Genomic DNA, 17913 nt, shown 5'->3' on the forward strand with positions numbered 1-17913 from the left:
GCGTCGATGGATCCGCTCGAAGGCCTGGTGCTGCACCAGGTGAGCTACGCCGGCCGCTCGATCGCGCATCGCATGTCGATCAGCGAGATGGTGGTCCCCTACGGCGACCCGTCACCCATGCACAACTGGAAGAACGCCTTCGACGCCGGCGAGTGGGGCCTCGGCCGCATGGCGAACTCGCTCAAGCTGGGCTGCGACTGCCTCGGCGAGATCCGCTACCTCGACTTCGTGTTCGCCGACGAGCACGGAAATCCCCAAGTGACCGAAAACGCCATCTGCATCCACGAAGAGGACTACGGCATCGCGTGGAAGCACGTCGACCTCCTCGGGGGCCGCACCGAAGTGCGCCGGCAGCGCCGCCTCGTGGTGTCGTTCATCGCCACCGTCGGCAACTACGAGTACGGCTTCTACTGGTATTTCTACCTCGACGGCTCGATCCAACTCGAGGTGAAGCTGACCGGCATCATGTCGACGCGCGCCCTCGGCGCCGACGAGCACCCGACGCACGCGCTGCGCATCGCGCCGGGGTTGGCGGCGCCCGTGCACCAGCACCTCTTCTGCGCCCGGCTCGACCTCGACATCGACGGCGTGGCCAACGAGGTGTACGAGCAGAACGTCGAGCGCGATTCCACGTCTGCGGACAACCCGCTGGGTAACGCCTTCACGCCGACGACCACCCTGCTGGGCCGCGAGTCCGCCGCGCAGCGCGACGTCGACCCGGCGCGCAGCCGGGTGTGGAAGATCGTGAATCCCGGCGTGACGAATCCCGCGACGGGCGCGCCGGTCGGCTACAAGCTCGTGCCGGGATCGACGCCGACGCTGCTGGCCCAGCCCGACTCGTCGATCGCGCGCCGCGCCACCTTCGCCACGCACAACCTGTGGGTGACGCCGTACGCGCCCGACGAGCACCGCGCCGCCGGCGACTATCCGAATCAGCACGTGGGCGGCGACGGCCTGCCGCGCTGGACGGCTGCCGATCGTCCGCTCAGCAACACCGACGTCGTGGTGTGGCACACGTTCGGGGTCACCCACGTGCCCCGACCCGAGGACTGGCCGGTCATGCCCGTCGAGTACTGCGGCTTCCAGCTCATCCCCGTCGGCTTCTTCGAGAAGAATCCGGCGCTCGACATCCCGCCGCCCGACCACTGCGAGCACTAGGAGCGCGATGACAACGGCGTTGATCTGCGCCATGCCGATGGAGCTGGCGCCGCTCGTGAAGAAGCTCGGCCTCAAGCGGGTGAGCAAGCAGCGGGCGGCGGGCGAGCGCGTCGTGGCGCTCTACACCGGGATGGGCACCGACCTGGCGACGAAGTCGACCGAGGCGCTGTTCGCCGACTTCCCGAACATCGAACGCGTCGTCGTGTTCGGGATCACCGGCGCCGTCGACGACGACACCGCCATCGGCCAGCTCATCGTGCCCGAGAAGGTGCGCAACTCCGAGACGGGCGAGGACTTCACGCCCCACGACGCCAACGGCCACACGCCCAAGGGCGTGATGTGGACGACCAACGTCATCACGCCGGCCGAAGAGCTGCCGCCCCTGCTGGCCCAAGGCGTGGTGTCACTCGACATGGAGACGGCTGCGATCGCGAAGTGTTGTGAGGTCCGTGGCGTGCCGTGGTCGGTGTTCCGCACCATCAGCGATCGCGCCACCGACAACTCGATCACCGACGAGGTGTTCAAGCTGGCCAAGCAGGACGGCTCGCCCAACTGGGGCAACGTGGCGAAGTTCTTCCTCACCAAGCCCTACAAGATCCCCGCCATGATGAAGCTGATGCAGGGGGCGCGCCTCGCGACCGACCGGGCCGCCGACGCGGCGATCGCCGCGTTCCGCCACAGCGGCGTCGCCTAGGGCCGGACCTCGTAGTAGAGGTTCGCCGGCTCGCCGAAGTCGTGGAGGGTGAACCGCGTGAATCCGGCGGCGCGGCACATCTCCTCCATGCGGTCCGGCGGTAGGCCGCAGGTGCCGAGGCCCATGCCGTCGGGTTCGGATAGCGCCGAGGACATGCACACCTCGACCGAGATGGCGTACTGCATCGCCATCACCGGGTTCTTCATGTTGGCGGCGAGGTTGCCGGTCGAGCGGATGTCCTTGATCAGCCACGTGCCGTCCGGCGCGAGCGCGTCGAACACTGCGGCGGCGGCGAGATCGGGACGCGTCATGTCGTGGAGGCAGTCGAGCGCCAGCACGAAGTCGAACGCGCCGTGCGTCGCCAACTCTTCGGCGCGGCCGACCTCGGCCCACGCGTTGTCCACCTCGGCGAGCCGTTCGCGCGCCCGTGCGATGGCGTGGGTCGACGGGTCCCAGCCGTGGAACTCCGAGTTGGGGAACCGGCGCGCCATGGCTTCGAGGGCGACGCCGCCGCCGCAACCGATATCCGCGACGCGGGCGCCGCGCTCGAGCGCGGCGTAGGCGTCGGGCAGCGCCGGCAGGATCGTGGGCACCAGCGACGACGTGATCCAGGGCCCGAGCATCCGCTCGGTGGCGTGCGCCGTCGCCGGGCCGTGCTCGTCGTAGCTGACGCCGAGGCCCGTCCGGAACGCGTCGGCGAGACGGTCCAGGTCGGCCGGACTGGCGCGGTTGCCGAATGCCCCGATGGCGCACATCGGGTCGGTCTCGTCGGTGAGCACCGTCGCGCCTTCGGGTGTCAGTTCGAAGCGATCGCCGGCGCGCAGTTCGACCAGACCTGCCGAGGCCATGGAGGCCAGCCACTCGCGCACCCAGCGCTCGTGCAGGCCAGCGGCGCCGGCGACCTCGGTCGACGTCATCGGCCCGCGGTCGACCATGGCGCGGAACAGCCCGAGCCGGTCGCCGAGATAGATCATGTGCGACACCAGCTCGCCCTGGCGGATGAGCCATACCTTGAGCGCAAAGGCGCGCGTCGCCTTGGAGTCAGCCATTGGCCGACGACGTTATGCCGCCGCGCAGCCCAGAGCGCTCGCCAGCGGGAAGAACGGCAGCGGGAGCGCGGCGAGTTCCTGAAGCGGGAGCGCCTCGACCGGCGGTGGGGTCGCGATGCCGACGAGTTGGCGCGGTTCGCGCGCCGCGATGGCGTCGTCGAGCGGGCAGCGGAACGTCGCCGGCGTCGGGAACAACGCGCACAGGTTGTAGGCGGGGACGAGGTAGGCGTTGGCGCCGGCGATCGGGATTTGGGGCACAGCCGAGCCGCCGAGGAACAGGCCGAGGCGGGCCAGTCCGATGCCGGCGCACACGTCGGCGGCGACGGGCGATGTGGGCGCGAGAAGCGGCGTGGCGGCGCTCGGGAGTTGTGGTGTCGGTACCGACGGCGGCGCGGGGAGGTGGAGGCCGCGGCTGGCGCGCGGGGTCGGCGCGACCGCGCCGGGCGCGGCTGAGGGCGGGCTGTCGGCGGCCGGGCCGGCACCAATGGGCGCCGCGGCAGACGCTCGCGGCGGAAGCGTTGCGACCGCAGCCGCAGCGCGCGCCGGTAGCGGCGTCTCCGCCGCGCTGGCCCCGGCACTGCCGGAGGGTGCACCGGCGGCGGCTGGCGGCGTCGCGTGCACGACCGGAAGGATCGCGACGGCGACCGCCCAGGCCACGACCACGGCGTACCACTTCGCGTAGTGGCGCACGTGGCGACTCACCGAGGACAACACCGCGCCGATTATGACGGCGCCCATGGACCCGGCGCCATGTGGCATGTGTCACGTCGCGTTGCCAGCGAACTGCAACAGCGGTCCGGCACTGTTGCCGCATGCAGAGTTTCGATTCGATCCTGGGGCGCCTCGAACCGGTCGGCGACATCGCCACCGTTCCTCGCGGGGCGATCGTCGTGCACAGCGGTGAGCGGCCGCGCCACGTCGCCGTGCTGCTCGAGGGCACCGTGGAAGAGATCATCGGCACCTCGGTGGTCGTCTCCGATGAGCCGGGAACGCTTCTCGGCGCGGAGCGCGTCTTCGACGACCGCGTCTCTGTCGGGACGATCCGCGCGGTAACGAACTGCTCGTTGCTTTTGGTCGCTCCCGACCAGTTCCGAGCCGTCCTCGACACCAACATCGGCGAATGGGTACTGGCGCACCTCGACAGCCGGGTCCGCGCCGCGCGTGATGCGCTCGTCGCCGCCTACCCGGATGTGAGCGGCGCCGCCTAGTGTCAGCGAGGATGCACCGGGTGCGGGGGCGCGGCTTCTTCCTGGTTGCCGCCGTCGCGTGGGCCGCCATGGTCGTCGGCCTGCCGAGCGTGCAGCCGAAGACACTGCTGGCGGCGACGCCCACTACCGGCGCAAGCGGCCTCGCGGCCGGCGGAACGAGCGCCGGGGCTTCCTCGTCGGTGACGGCGCCCGCGGTGCCGACCGCTGCAGCGGCCAACGGCAGGGCGAGTGCGCCGCCGCCCAACGCCGCTGCCTTCGGCGTGGCGCGCAGCGGCGTCGAATGCCGGCCCGGCGTGCGCCAGATCCCGGACTCCACCTACGCGCCCCAATGCGTCGCCAAGTTCTCCGGCGACAACGGCGGCGCCACGGCCAACGGCGTGTCGGCTACCACGATCAAGCTCGCCGACCGCTACCTCGCGGCGTCGGTGATCAGCGGCGGTGGCCCGCCGCCGGCGAAGCAATTGAGCGTCATCAATACCTTCCTCAAGTACTTCAACGACACGTTCGAGTTGTACGGCCGTCACGTCGAGGTCGAGGAGTATCAGTCACCGCACGGCGACGCCCTCGCGGAGGCGACGAACAAGGGCCGCGACGCGGCGTGTGAAGACGCCATCGCGCTGGCGCAGGAGCATCACGACTTCGGTGTCGTGTACAGCCAGGCGTTGCCGTTCGAGGACTGCGCGGCGCAGAACCACCTCGTCGTCTTCGACGCCGAAGGCCGCGCCACCGAGTCGTTCCTCGCGGCGCGCGACCCGTACCTGTGGACCTTCGAGCAGGAGTGCGACCGGGTCGCGTACAGCATGCTCGAGTACGCCGGCAAGCGTCTGCTGAACCGTCCGGCAACGTGGGCGGGCGAAGCCGACTATCGCACTCGCAGGCGCAAGTTCGGCGTGATGATCCCGGACACGCCCGAGCTGCAGCCGTGTCTCGCCATCGTCACGCGCGGGTTGGCGCAGCAGTACGGCGTCACCGATGTCCAGGAGTTCGACTACCAGGCGGACCCCTCGAGCCTGTCGGACCAGACGGCGCGCGCCGCCATCAAGTTCAAGGCGGCGGGCGTGACGACGATCGTCATGGGCACCGATCCCTACACCTTCCAGTTCATGACGCAGTCGGCGCACAACCAGAACTGGTTTCCCGAATGGATCAACATCGGGGTGTCGGGCGACGACACCGACGACGCCGGACAGACCTACGACCAGACCGAAGTCGACGGCCACATGTTCGGCCGCACCGAGTACCTGCCCGACGCCTTCTACGGCTCGCCGAACTCGGAAGCGGCGCGCCTGTACCGCAAGCTCACCGGCAAGCCGTTCCCCTCGGGCGTCGGCGACGGCGGCTACCGCCTGTTGCTCGAGGTGTTCACGATGCTGCAGCAGGCGGGTCCCAACCTGACGCCCGCGGCGATCGGCGCGGCGAACCGCGCCGCGCCGATCAAGCGGGGCGAGTACGGCGTGTACTCGTTCCAGTTCAACCCCGACGGGTCGCCCGGGTTCAGCCACGGGTCGATGCTCGACGCCAACGAACTGTGGTGGGATGGGTCGCGCACCGGGGTCAACGGCAAGCGCGGCACGTTCCTCTACAACTCGCAGCGGTATCTGCCGGGGCAGTGGCCGTCGACGCCGCCCGACGTCTACCCGGGCCGGCCGTGACCGCCCTCGTCCTGCTCGGGAACGGGCTGCCGTTCGGCATCGTGGCGAGCGGTGTCGTCAGCGGGCTCGCGCTGGCGCTGGGCGCCGCGGGCGTCACGCTGGTGTACCGCATCGACCGCGTGGTGAACTTCGCCCAAGCGGGCCTCGGTGCGGTCGCCGGCGTGTGCGCCGTGGGGCTGACGACGCACTACGGGTGGCCGTGGGTGCTGTCGTTTCCCGTCGGCGCGTTGGCAGGCGCGGGTGCGGGTGTCCTGCTGTCGGTGGCGGTCGTCGACCGGATGCGCGACAGGCCCCGCCTCGCCGTGACCGTCGCGACGGTCGGGCTCGCCGAGGTTCTCGCCGGCGCGACCGCGTTGCTGGCCCAAGCCATGCCGATGCGCGACGGCGCCCGGCGCTTCGCGGTGCCGTGGCAGTTCGAGCGGCGCATCGGCGTCGTCACCTTTCACGCCGACGCGGTTCTCGCCGTCGTCGTCGTCGCCGCCATCGTCGTGGCGCTCGAGTGGTGGCAGCGCCGCAGCGCGTCGGGCCTCGCGTTCCGCGCCGCCAGCGATGCCGCCGAACGCGCCCGGCTCGCCGGCGTGCCCGTGGCCGCGCTCGCCGCGGGCGCGTGGGCATTGGCCGGAGGCTTCTCGGCGCTCGCCGTCATGCTCCAGTCGCAGGTCAACGGCGTCACCTCGGCCGTCGCCCTCGCCCCTACGGGTACCGAACAACTGCTGCGGGTGCTGAGCGCGGCCGTCCTCGGCGGGATGGGCAACCTGCGCCGCACGATGGCGGCCGCCGTCGGCATCGGCGTGCTCGACGAAGTCGCCACGTGGGAATGGAGCCGCACGATTTACGTCGACATCTTGCTCGTCACGCTGGTCGTCGTCGTGCTGCTGCTCGGCCGCGACCCGCGGCGGCGCCGTGCGGTGACCGACGCGTCGCAACTGGCGACGCGCGAGGCGCGTCCGGTCGACCGCCGCGCCCAAGACGTCGCGTGGTGGCGCGCCACGCGCCCCCTCGGCATCGGTGTGGTGGTCGCCTTCGGGGTCACCGTGCCGTTGTGGGCCCGACCGAGCCAGGCGCACGCCGGAGCGGTCATCTGCGTGTACGCCATGCTGGCGCTGTCGATGCTCGTGTTGACGGGTTGGTCGGGGCAAGTGTCGCTGGGGCAGTTCGCCATCGCCGGGCTGGGCGGCGGTGCCACAGCGCTGCTGTATGGCCGCCATGGCTGGGACGTCACGCTCGCGCTCGGCGCCGGGGTGGTCCTGGCGGCGACGGTTTCGGTGCTCCTTGGCCTGCCGGCGCTGCGGCTGCGCGGCCCGTTCTTCGCCGTCACCACGCTCGGCTTTGCCGTGGTCGCCGCCGGCTACCTCTTCGACCATCGTTTCGTTCCGTGGTTCGTGCAGGAGACGATCGCGCGGCCCGTGTTGTGGCGCCGCGTCGACCTGCGCGGCGAGAAGCCGATGTACGAAGCGGCATTCGCCGCGCTCGTCGTCGTCGTCCTGACCGTCGTCAATCTGCGCCGCAGCCGCTTCGGGCGCGCCGTGATCGCCGTGCGCGAGAACGAGGCGTCCGCCGCCGCGGTCGGGCTGCGACCGGCGGCGGTGAAGCTGGCGGCGTTCGCCGTCGCCGGTGGCATCGCCGGATTCGCCGGCGGCGTGTACGTGCTGCTGCAGCAGGGCCTCCAGGTCGACTCGTTCGCGCCCGAAGCCAGCCTGCGGCTGTTCGCCGTCGTCGTCGTCGGCGGCCTCGTGTCGATCGGCGGTGTCGTCGTCGGCGCGGTGTTTGTGCGCGGGACCGAGTTGCTGTTTCCGTCCGGCTGGGCGCTGCTCGTGAGCGGTGCCGGGATCACCGCGCTCGTCGCCCTCTTTCCCGAAGGCATCGGCGGCGCGCTGGCGCGCGGGCGCGACGTCCTGGCGGAGCGCATCGTCGTGCGGAGTCGTGAACCGTGAAGCGCTTCGACCCGCGGCGCATCACCGCGCCGTACGACCTGCGCCCGCTCGCGGTGCTGACCGCCGTCAGCGCCGTGGACGGGTGGGACATCGCTGCGTTCTCGGTGCTGACCCCCGAGATCCGCCACGCGTTCCACCTGAGCCTGGCCGGCGTCGGTGTCATCGCCGCGGTCGTGGCGCCCGTCAGCATCCTGTTGACGCTGCCGATCGCGTTCCTTGGTGACCGGCGCAACCGCGTCCTGATCGCCGCCGCGGGCCTCACCGTGTGGGCCGTCGCCACGGGGCTGACGGGCATCGCACCGGTGACCGCCGTGCTGGTGATCGCCCGCATGCTGGCCCGCGCCGGCAGCGACGCCGACACGGTTCACCGCAGCCTGCTGTCGGACTACTACCCGCCGTCACGGCGCGGCGCGTCGTTCTTCGCCTACGACCTCGGCGGCACGGTCGGCTTCCTGCTGGCACCCGTCGTCGCCGGCTTCTTGTCCGACCTCATCGGGTGGCGCGCCACCTTCGTCGTGATCATCCCGGTGGCGATCCTCGTCGCCGTGTTCGTGACGCGCCTCGACGAACCGCGCCGCGGCCAGGTCGATCGCGAAGCCGTCGGCGTCGACGCCGCGCTGGCCGAGGTCGAAGAAGAACCGGCCGGCTTCGGCGAGACGATGCGCGTGCTGCGGTCGTACCGCGCCGCGATCTGGGTGTACCTCTCGATCCCGCTGCGCCTCGGCGCGTTCAACGCGGCGGGCCTGATCTTTTCGACTTACCTGCACGACGAGTTCGGCCTCGGCAGTCGCGGGCGCGGCCTCGTCATCGGCTTCGAAGCCCCGGCGACGATCGTGTCGATCGTCGTCACCGGTGTGCTGGTCCAGCGCATGTTGCAGCGCGACGAGAACCGTCGCGCCATGCTGCTGCTCGTCGTCCTGGACGGCGTCTCCGACCTGACGATTCTCATCATGGTGTTCGCACCCAACATCGCCCTGGCGGTGTTCGGCGACCAGGTGACGGTGTTGCTGTCCGCGGGCGTGGCGACGGGCCTACTGGTGGCGCTGTCGCTGGTGGTGCCGCCCCGGATGCGCACGCTGGCCTTCGCCAGTGGCGCGCTGTGGGCGCTCGCCGGCGTGCCGCTGTTGCCAGCCGCCGGTGCGCTCGCCGACGCCCACGGCACCCGCGTGGCGTTCGCCGCGCTCATCGTGGTCGCCCTCGCGGGAACGTTCTGTCTCTACATGGCGTCGCGGCATCTGGACGAGGGCATCGTGCGGTCGCGCACCGAAGCGGTCAGCCGCGTCGAGTACCGCGAGCGGCGCGCCGCGGGTGACCCGGTCCAACTCTCCGTGCGTGACCTTGTCGTCACGCTGAGCGGCACCACGATCCTCGACCACGTGTCGCTCGACGTCGCCGACGGCGAGATCGTGGCGCTGCTCGGCACCAACGGCGCGGGCAAGACGACGCTCTTGCGGGCCCTCACCGGGCTCGTGGTGCCGAACCACGGCACGTTGATCTTCGACGGTGTCGAACTGGGCGGTGCGGACCCGGCGAAGACGTTCCGGCTCGGAATGGCCTACGCCCCCGGCGCGCCCTACGTGTTCGACGACTTGACGGTGCGCGACAACCTGTACGCCGCGGGGTGGCGGTTGCGCCGCGACCGGTCGGCGTTGCGCGCCGCGGTCGACGACGCGCTCGCCCTCGTGGGGCTGTCCGCGCGCGTGGACGTGCGCGCCGGGGAACTGTCCGGCGGTGAGCGCCAGCTGCTCAACCTGGCGCAGGCGTGGTTGAGCCAGCCCCGCCTGCTGTTGCTCGACGAGCTGACCCTGGGACTGAGTCCCGACGGCGCCGAGCGGGTCCTCGACGTGGTCCGCCAGATCAACGCTGCGGGCACAACCGTGGTGTTCGTCGAGCAGTCAGTGGACCGCGCGCTGCGCCTCGCCGATCGCGCCGTGTACCTCGATCGCGGCCAGGTTCGTTACGACGGCCCGACCGCCGAATTGCGCGACAACCCGGACGTGCTGCGCGCCGCGTTCTTCGGCGACGCGCCCGCACGCCGGCGTCGCCGTGCCACGGCGACGGGAGCGTCCGCGCTCGAGGCGCGTCACGTGTCGTTGCGCTACGGCGGGGTGACGGCGGTCGACGACGTGTCGCTCGCCATCACCCCGACAGAGATCGTCGCCATCGTCGGCCCGAACGGTGCGGGCAAGACGAGCCTCCTCGACGCTCTCGCCGGCGCCGTCCGCGTCGACGCCGGCAACGTGCTGTTCGACGGCCACGACATCACCACGCTGCCGGCGTCGGGTCGAGCGCGGCGCGGGCTCGGGCGCTCGTTCCAGGACGCCCGGCTGTGGCCGGCGCTCACCGTGCGCGACGCCATCGCAACCGCACGCGAGCGTCACGTGACCGAGCCGGCGTTCCTCTCCGCCATCGTGGGCTTGCCCGCCAGCCGCGCCAGCGAACAGGCGGTCGCCGATACCGTCGTCCGCCTGCTCGCCGAGTTCGGCCTCACCGGCTACGCCGAGCGCTTCGTCGGCGAGCTGTCGACCGGCATGCGCCGCGCCCTCGAACTGGCGTGCTTGATGGCGGGCGAGCCGCGCGTCCTGCTGCTCGACGAACCCGCCGCCGGACTCGCCCAGCGCGAGATCCCCGGCGTCGCCGCCCGTCTCCAGGCCGTCCACGAGCGGACGGGGGCGGCGATGGTCGTCGTCGAACACGACCTGCCGCTGGTGCGCCAGATCGCGACGCGGATCGTCGTGATGGACCGCGGAAGGATCATCGCCGACGGCGATCCGCGCACCGTCTTTGACCTCCCCGAGGTGCAGGCGGCCTACTTCGCGACGGCCCGCCACGCGTCGTCGGCGAACGCGTAGGCGAGGGCGTCGCCGAACGCTTCGTCCAGCGCTGAGCGACGGCCGAACTCCAGCGCGTCGGGCGTCGGCTCCGGGAAGTCGACGAGCCCGTAGCGCAAGCGGTCGAGCTCGTAGCTATCGACCCACAACCCCTCCGTCCTTGCCATACCGAAGCCCACGCCGAATTGCCGTGCGGTCTTCTCGGGCGACGCCAGTCCCATCGCCCAGCCAAGCGCGGCATCCCTCATGAGGATGGAGCCGAGCGCTAACGGCATCGGGTCGACACCCCAGCCGCCGACGGGGGTGCGCCCCTCGAGCAGGAACAGGAGTGCTTCGTCGAGCGCGGCGCGAGTCCCGGCGTAGTCGCCGACGACGCGTCGCAGGATCGCGAGCTCGCCGAGCACGCGCACACGATCGAGTTCGTGCTGCGCGGTGGCGGCCAGCCGCTCGAGTTCGGCCAGGGATTCGTCGACGCGGTCGTTCAGTAGCAGTAATCCGCAGCGGACGAACTGTCGGTAGAAGTGAAAACGCCAGTGCGTCTGCGGAAGGGCGAGCGCGGCGTCCTGGAGCGCCAGGGCGCCGGCGTAGTCCGCGGCCTCGATGGCCTCCCACGCCTCCTGGGCCTTCATCTCCGACGATTCCGCCGTGACCCGCCGCCGCCGCCACGCTTCGTGCTCGCGCAGGACCTCGGCGATTTCCTCGTGGGTCATATATCCCGGAGCGGTGTATTCGACGTTCTCTGCGATCGAGCCGAACATCACGTGGTCGTCGAGTTCGCGACACAGCTCGTACGCGGCGATGACCGCGTCCGCAGCCCGGGCATGGTGGCCGGTGTCGTAGAGGACCCACGATCCCCAGCCGAGGACGAGGCTGCGCATCACCTTGCGGTCGATCTGGTCCACGAGAGTCAGCGCCTCTTCGACGAAGGGCAGGCTGATCTCGAGTTCCTCGTAGATGCGGTGTACGGCGGCCGACAGCGTCAAGGCAGTCGCGAGGTACTCCGCGTCGCCCGTTTGGCGCGCCGCGTCGCGAGACTTCGCGAGCAACTCGGCGGCGATCTCCTTTTGCCCGAGGTAGCCGAGGTACGTGCCAGCGGCGAGACAGGCGCGCATGCGCGTCGGCGTCGTCAGCTCGTCGACGAAGGTGGTGACCCGTCCGCACCAGTCGGCGACCGCCGGCTCGGACATCGCGTACCAGATGACGAACGAATACCCGACGAGTTGTCCTGCGAGCTCGCGGTCGTGCTCGAAGGCCCACGTCAGCGCGGCAACCATGTTGTCGTGCTCGGCCTCGGTGACGTCGTAGGCCTGGGGCTGATCCTTCGGCCGCACGAACTGGTCCTCGAGCTGCGTCAGCAGCGCGACGACGTACTCGGCGTGACGGCGCCTCCAGCCGTCGGCGTCGCCGCCGGCCTCGAGCTGTTCGAGGCAGTACTCGCGCACCGTTTCCAGCATGTGGTAGCGGCCCGACTCCTGGTCGATGCTGACGAGGCTCTTGTCGACGAGGTCCTGGAAGATGTCGAGCGCCTGGTATTCGTCCACGCCCTCGCCGCTGACGACGTGCTCCGCTGCCGCGAGCGTCCAACCGCCGCGGAACACGGCGAGCCGGTGGGCGACGAGCTGCTCCACGGGCGACAACAGCGAATGGCTCCAGTCGATGGTGGCGCGCAGACTGCGGTGCCGCGGCAGCGCACCGCGATCGCCTCCGGTCAGCAGATCGCGGTGCGTCGACAGCCGCTCGAGCAGCTCTTTCGGCGGCAGGACGCGCACGCGGGCCGCCGCCAGTTCGATGGCGAGCGGGATGGCGTCGACGCGCCGACAGATGTCGACGACGGCGTCGAGATTGGTGTCGTCGAGCACGAAGCCCGGCGACGCCGCCTGCGCCCGTTCGGCGAAGAGCCGCACCGCCTCCGACGCCGCCGCGCCGGCGCGATCGGCCGGTAGCGCCAGCGTGGGCACGGGCCACGCCGTTTCCCCGCTGACGCGCAGCCGCTCGCGCGACGACGCCAGGATCTGCACGTTCGGCGCCCCCGCGAGCACGGCCGACGCAAACGCGGCGGCGCCCTCGACCACGTGCTCGCAGTTGTCGAGGATCACGAGCGCCTGTTGCGTACTCAGCGCACCGACGACCTGGGCGGTGGCGTCGCCGGGGAACAACTGCAGGCCGATGGCCAACGCCACCGCGTTGGGCACCGTTGCCGGATCGCTGATCGGTGCCAACTCGGCGAACCACACTCCGTCGGGGAAACGGTCGAGCGCTTCGGCCCCGGCTTGTTGCGCCAGCCGGGTTTTGCCCGAACCGCCGGCTCCGGTGAGCGTGACGAGCCGAGCCACCTCGATCAGCTCGGCGACGCGCGCCAACTCGGCCTCGCGTCCGATGAACGACGATCCATGCGCCGGCAGGTTGGTGGTCGAGCGGTTGAGGCTGTTGAGCGGTGGGAACTCGCGCGCGAGGCCGTCGGCCACCACCTGGTGGACGAACTCCGGCTCCGCGAGGTCCTTCAAGCGGTGGCTGCCGACGTCGGCGAGTTCTATGCCGCCGCCGACCACGCCAGCTGCGGTCGCGACGACGCGGGAGCAGATCACTTGGCCGCCGTGGGCGATGGCGCGCAAGCGCGCCGCACGGTTGAGGGTCGGGCCGAAGTAATCGCCGGCGCGCGCCTCGACGGGTCCCATGTGGACCGCCATGCGCACCGGGATCTCGAGCGCGCGTTGGGCGGCGACGGCGGCGCGCAGCGCGTCGGCGGCGTCGGTGAACACCGACACCGTCGAGTCGCCTTCGCCTTTCGTCTTCAGCAGTCGCCCGTTGTGCGCTTCCACCGCGGCGCGCATCGTGTCGTCGTGCACGGCCAGCGCGGCGGCCATGGCGACCGGATCGGCTTCCCACCGCTGCGTCGAGCCGACCACGTCGGTGAACAGAAATGCCAGCACGCCCGGTTCGGCGGCGTCGCGACTGATGCTGCGTTCGAGGGCGACGAGATCGGCCGGCGGATCGAGGCCGAGGTCGGCAAACGCGGTGCGGGCGCGCTGATACACGCGCAGCGCATCGGCCTGGCGGTCGAGGGCGGCGAGCGCCTCCATCAGCTGGGCCCACAGCCGCGTCCGGGCCGGAGCGGCGCCGACGTGTCGCTCCCACTCGGCGGCGATCGTCGCCGGCCGGTCGGCCGCCACGAGCTCGTCGCCCCACTGCTCCACGAGCGACCAGTGCCACTCGGCGAGCCGGAGCCGGTCAGGCGCGAACGCGACCAGGTCGGCGAACTCCGCGAGCGCCTCACCGCGCCAGAGACGCACGGCGTCGCCGGGCGCGGCCCGTTCGGCGCGGGAGAGGTCGAGCACCCCGTCGTCGAGGCGAAGGACGTAGCCCGCGCCGGTCGCGTCGATGGTCCCCGCGCCCGCCTTGGTCAGCGCGGCGCGCAGGCGCGAGATCACCGACTGCAGCGCGCGCACTCCGGAGGCGGGTCCGTCGCCGCCCCACACGCCTTCGAGCAGCTGGTCGACGCTCACGACGCGGTCATGGTGCAGCGCCAGCAGCGCCAGGACGGCGCGCTGGGTCGGTCCGCCGACCGGCACGGGTCGGCCGTCGCCGTCCAGGAGTTCGACGGGCCCGAGCAGGTTGAGCTGTGCGCCCCCGGTCACGGCGACAGCATCGCACGCCGGAAAAGCGCGCTACACCCCCGGCGTAGCCTGATCGGTAGTGCCTGCCCTCGACCGCTTCTCCGCCCCTACGAGGGCGTGGTTCGAAGCGGCCTTCCACGCGCCGACGCCCGCCCAGGAGGAGGGGTGGGACGCCATCGCCGACGGCCGCAACGTCCTGCTCTCGGCACCAACCGGGTCGGGCAAGACGCTCGCCGCGTTCCTGTACGCCCTCGACCGCTTGGCCACCGAGCCGGTCCCGAGCGACGAGCAGCGGCGCTGCCGGGTCCTGTATGTGAGCCCGCTCAAGGCCCTCACCTACGACGTCGAGCGCAACCTCCAGGCGCCACTGATCGGCATGTCGATCGAGTGCCAGCGCGCCGGGCTGCCGGTGCCCGACATCCGCGTCGCCGGCCGCACCGGCGACACCCCGGCAGACGAGCGCCGGGCGCTGGTGCGCCACCCGCCCGACGTCCTCGTGACCACGCCCGAGTCGCTGTACTTGTTGCTCACATCGCAGGCCCGCAGCGCGCTGGCTGGCGTCGAAGTCGTGATCGTCGACGAGATCCACGCGGTCGCGTCGACCAAGCGCGGCGCCCACCTCGCCCTGTCGCTCGAACGCCTCGAGCAGCTCGTCGTCGAGCTGCGCGGTGAGGGGGCGACGTTCCAGCGCATCGGTCTGTCGGCCACGCAGCGCCCGCTCGAAGAAGTCGGGCGGTTCCTCGGCGGCCGCAGCGGTGGTGAGTTCCGGCCCGTCACCATCGTCAACGCCCACATGCCCAAGCAGTTCGACATCCAGATCGTCGTGCCGGTCGAGGACATGGCGCAGCTCGGCAAGCCGATGCTGAGCGATGAAGGCCACGTGATGCTGAGCGGCCCCGCGGCGGGCACACCCGAAGCGCGCCACAGCATCTGGCCGGCGCTCCAGCAGGAGTTGCTCGAGCTCATCCGCGCCCACCGCTCGACGCTGGTGTTCGTCAACAACCGGCGCCTCGCCGAACGCATCGCCGCGTCGATCAACGAACTGGCCGACGAGCAGCTGGCGCGCGCCCACCACGGGTCGATCGCCCGCGAGCAGCGCCTCGAAATCGAAGACGCGCTCAAGGCCGGGCGCATTCCGGCGCTGGTCTGCACGTCGACGCTCGAACTTGGCATCGACATGGGCGCCGTCGACCTCGTCGTGTGTGTCGAGTCCCCCCCGTCGGTGGCCTCGGGTCTCCAGCGCATCGGTCGCGCCGGCCACCAGGTGGGCGTCGCCAGCCGCGGCCGCATCTTCCCGAAGTTCCGCGGCGACCTGCTCGTGGGTGCGGTGACCGTGCGCGCCATGAAGCACGGCGACATCGAAACCACGCGCGTGCCGCGCAACCCGCTCGACGTGCTGAGCCAGCAGATCGTGGCCATCGCCGTGGGCGCCCTGCCCGCAGCGGTGCCGGTGAGCTCCATCAAGGAGGTGGTGCGCAACGCCTACCCCTACACCGACATCACCGACGACGCCTTCGACGGCGTACTCGACATGCTCAGCGGTCGCTATCCGTCCGACGAGTTCGCCGAATTGAAGCCGCGCGTCACGTGGGACCGCGCCACCGACACCGTCACGGCGCGCCCGGGCGCCCGCATGCTGGCGGTCATCAGCGGCGGAACGATTCCCGACCGCGGCCTCTACGGCGTGTTCACGCCCGACAATTCGCGGGTCGGCGAGCTCGACGAGGAGATGGTGTTCGAGTCGCGGGTGGGCGAGACGTTCCTGCTCGGCGCCACGTCGTGGCGCATCGAAGACATCACCCGCGACAAGGTCATCGTCACGCCGGCGCCGGGGGTGCCGGGCAAGATGCCGTTCTGGAAGGCCGACATCGCCGGGCGGCCGGTCGAGCTCGGCCGCAAGCTCGGCAAGTTCATCGCCGACCTCGACACAACTCCGAACGACGTGCTGCGCGACGAGTGCGGCCTCGACGAGCGCGGGATCGTCAACCTGCGGGCCTACGTCGATGATCAGCGCGAGGCATCACACGGCGTCGTCCCCACCGACCGCCAGATCGTCGTCGAGCGCTTCCGCGACGAACTCGGCGACTGGCGGCTCTGCATTCTCTCGCCGTTTGGCGCGCGGGTCCACGCGCCGTGGGCCATGGCGATCGAAGCGCGCTTGCGCGACGAGTTCGAGGTCGAGGCGCAGCTGATGTGGACCGACGACGGCATCGCCCTGCGGGTGCCCGAGGCCGACGATCCGCCGCCGCTCGAGTGGATCAACCTCGACCCTGAGACCATCGAAGACCTCGTCGTGGCCGAGCTCGGCCGCAGCGGTGTGTTCGCGGCGCGCTTCCGCGAGAACGCGGCGCGGGCGCTGCTGCTGCCGCGGCGGCGCCCGGGGCAGCGCACGCCGCTGTGGCAGATGCGCCAGCGCAGCGCCGACCTGCTGGCGGTGGCGAGCAACTACGGCTCGTTCCCGATCCTGCTCGAGACCTACCGCGAGTGTCTGCGCGATGCCTTCGACGTGCCGGCGCTTCAGGAAATCCTGCGCGACATCCAGGCGCGCAAGATCCGGGTGACGACCGTCGACACCCCGCTGCCGTCGCCGTTCGCGTCGGGCCTGGCCAACGCGTATGTCGCGTCGTTCCTCTACGACGGCGACGCCCCGCTGGCGGAGCGCCGAGCGCAGGCGCTCACGCTTGACCGCCGGCTGCTGGCTGAGCTGGTCGGCAGCGAGGAGTTGCGCGAGCTGCTCGACGCCGACGCCCTCGAGCAGCTCGAAGCCGAGCTGCAGGCGCTGGCGCCGACGCGCCGGGTGGCGACGGTCGACAACGCCCACGACCTGCTGCGCCGCGTCGGCGATCTCACCGTCGCGGAGCTGGAGGAGCGTTCCACGGAGCCGCGCCTCGGTCTGGGGCAACAGCTGCTCGATGCCCGACGCGCCTTGCCGGTGCGGATCGCGGGAGAGGACCGCCTCATCGCGGCGGAGGACGCCGGCCGCTACCGCGACGCGTTGGGCACGGCGCTGCCCGTCGGCGTCGCCGAAGCCTTCCTCGCCTACACGCCCGACGCGCTGCTGCAGCTCGTGCGGCGATGGGCGCGCACCCACGGCCCGTTCGTCGCCGCCGAACCGGCGGCGCGCCTGGGCGTGCCGGTGGAACTCGTCGAGTCGGTGCTCGAACAGCTCGCGCGCGCCGACCGCGTCGTGCGCGGCGAGTTCCGCCCCGGTGGCAGCGGGCTCGAGTTCTGCGACGCCGAGGTGCTGCGCCAGCTGCGCAACCGGTCGCTCGCCGCGCTGCGCAAACAAGTGGCGGCCGTCGAGCCCGACGCCTTCGGCCGCTTCCTGCCCCACTGGCAAGGGATCGGATCAACCACCACCGGCATCGACCGCACGTACGAGGCGATCGCCCAACTCCAGGGCGTGGCCCTCCCGGCGAGCGTGCTCGAGCGAGACGTCCTCGCGAGCCGCGTGGCCAATTACTCCCCGCGCTACCTCGACGACCTGCTGGCGGCGGGCGAGATCATCTGGGTCGGCGCCGGCCCGCTCGGCGGCTCCGACGGCAAGGTGATGCTGTTCCGGCGCGACCAGGCGCCGCTGCTGCGGGTCTTCCTGCCGTCGGGTCTGGAGAAGCCGGGCGACAAGGAGCACCAGCGGCTGCGTGAACTGTTGGCGCGTCGCGGCGCCTGCTTCTTCACCGACATGCGGGGCGATAGCGACAAGGCCACGCTCGACGCGCTGTGGGACCTCGTGTGGGCGGGGGAGGTCACCAACGACACGTTCAGCCCGGTGC

The 17913-nt window shown here is 71.2% G+C and carries 10 protein-coding genes; 7 read left to right on the forward strand and 3 right to left on the reverse strand.

Features of this window, described 5'->3' with window-relative positions; genetic code table 11:
- Both VHC63_11025 and VHC63_11030 read left to right on the forward strand, forming a co-directional pair.
- Positions 1-1158, forward strand: a 1158-nt coding sequence (locus VHC63_11025; GenBank protein ID HVV37125.1) for a hypothetical protein, incomplete at its 5' end; no start/stop codon positions are given.
- Positions 1159-1165: 7 nt separating this feature from the next.
- Positions 1166-1852, forward strand: a complete 687-nt coding sequence (locus tag VHC63_11030) for a hypothetical protein (protein ID HVV37126.1) — start codon at positions 1166-1168, stop codon at positions 1850-1852.
- On the opposite strand, the gene VHC63_11035 is transcribed toward VHC63_11030, so the two are convergent.
- Together VHC63_11035 and VHC63_11040 are read right to left on the reverse strand one after the other, a co-directional pair.
- A complete protein-coding gene (locus tag VHC63_11035) occupies positions 1849-2901 on the reverse strand; it encodes a class I SAM-dependent methyltransferase (GenBank protein HVV37127.1) in 1053 nt (350 codons plus the stop codon). The two genes, VHC63_11030 and VHC63_11035, sit on opposite strands and share 4 nt — an antisense overlap.
- A gap of 12 nt (positions 2902-2913) precedes the next feature.
- Positions 2914-3639 carry a hypothetical protein gene (locus VHC63_11040; GenBank protein HVV37128.1) on the reverse strand — a complete coding sequence of 242 codons (726 nt, stop codon included), beginning with the start codon at positions 3637-3639 and terminating at the stop codon, positions 2914-2916.
- Positions 3640-3713: 74 nt separating this feature from the next.
- Here VHC63_11040 and VHC63_11045 point away from each other — a divergent pair, with 74 nt between their 5' ends.
- From VHC63_11045 to VHC63_11060, 4 genes are read left to right on the forward strand one after another with little or no spacing between them, the layout of a single operon-like run.
- Positions 3714-4109: a cyclic nucleotide-binding domain-containing protein gene (locus VHC63_11045; GenBank protein HVV37129.1), complete on the forward strand. Its 396-nt coding sequence runs from the start codon at positions 3714-3716 to the stop codon at positions 4107-4109.
- 11 nt (positions 4110-4120) lie between these two features.
- Positions 4121-5761, forward strand: coding sequence for a hypothetical protein (locus tag VHC63_11050; GenBank protein HVV37130.1), 1641 nt, complete (start codon positions 4121-4123; stop codon positions 5759-5761).
- Complete coding sequence (locus tag VHC63_11055) at positions 5758-7695, forward strand: hypothetical protein (GenBank protein ID HVV37131.1); 1938 nt, start codon at positions 5758-5760, stop codon at positions 7693-7695. The genes VHC63_11050 and VHC63_11055 overlap by 4 nt, the downstream gene beginning before the upstream one ends.
- The gene (locus VHC63_11060) at positions 7692-10547 is read left to right on the forward strand and encodes an MFS transporter (protein HVV37132.1); all 2856 of its coding nucleotides are present in this window, start codon (positions 7692-7694) and stop codon (positions 10545-10547) included. Before VHC63_11055 ends, VHC63_11060 begins: the two co-directional genes overlap by 4 nt.
- Here the strand turns inward: VHC63_11060 and VHC63_11065 are convergent.
- Complete coding sequence (locus VHC63_11065; GenBank protein HVV37133.1) at positions 10505-14161, reverse strand: BTAD domain-containing putative transcriptional regulator; 3657 nt, start codon at positions 14159-14161, stop codon at positions 10505-10507. The two genes, VHC63_11060 and VHC63_11065, sit on opposite strands and share 43 nt — an antisense overlap.
- Positions 14162-14219: 58 nt before the next feature.
- Here VHC63_11065 and VHC63_11070 point away from each other — a divergent pair.
- Positions 14220-17913, forward strand: a 3694-nt coding sequence (locus VHC63_11070; protein HVV37134.1) for a DEAD/DEAH box helicase, incomplete at its 3' end; no start/stop codon positions are given.

The organism is Acidimicrobiales bacterium, assembly GCA_035546775.1.
Lineage (GTDB): Bacteria > Actinomycetota > Acidimicrobiia > Acidimicrobiales > JACCXE01 > JACCXE01.

What these genes read in the sequence shown, in the direction of transcription:
- VHC63_11030 (HVV37126.1), top strand. Translation starts at nt 1,166, where the DNA reads ATGACAACGGCGTTGATCTGCGCCATGCCGATGGAGCTGGCGCCGCTC.
- VHC63_11050 (HVV37130.1), top strand. Translation starts at nt 4,121, where the DNA reads ATGCACCGGGTGCGGGGGCGCGGCTTCTTCCTGGTTGCCGCCGTCGCG.
- VHC63_11035 (HVV37127.1), bottom strand. Translation starts at nt 2,901, where the DNA reads ATGGCTGACTCCAAGGCGACGCGCGCCTTTGCGCTCAAGGTATGGCTC.
- VHC63_11040 (HVV37128.1), bottom strand. Translation starts at nt 3,639, where the DNA reads ATGGGCGCCGTCATAATCGGCGCGGTGTTGTCCTCGGTGAGTCGCCAC.
- VHC63_11045 (HVV37129.1), top strand. Translation starts at nt 3,714, where the DNA reads ATGCAGAGTTTCGATTCGATCCTGGGGCGCCTCGAACCGGTCGGCGAC.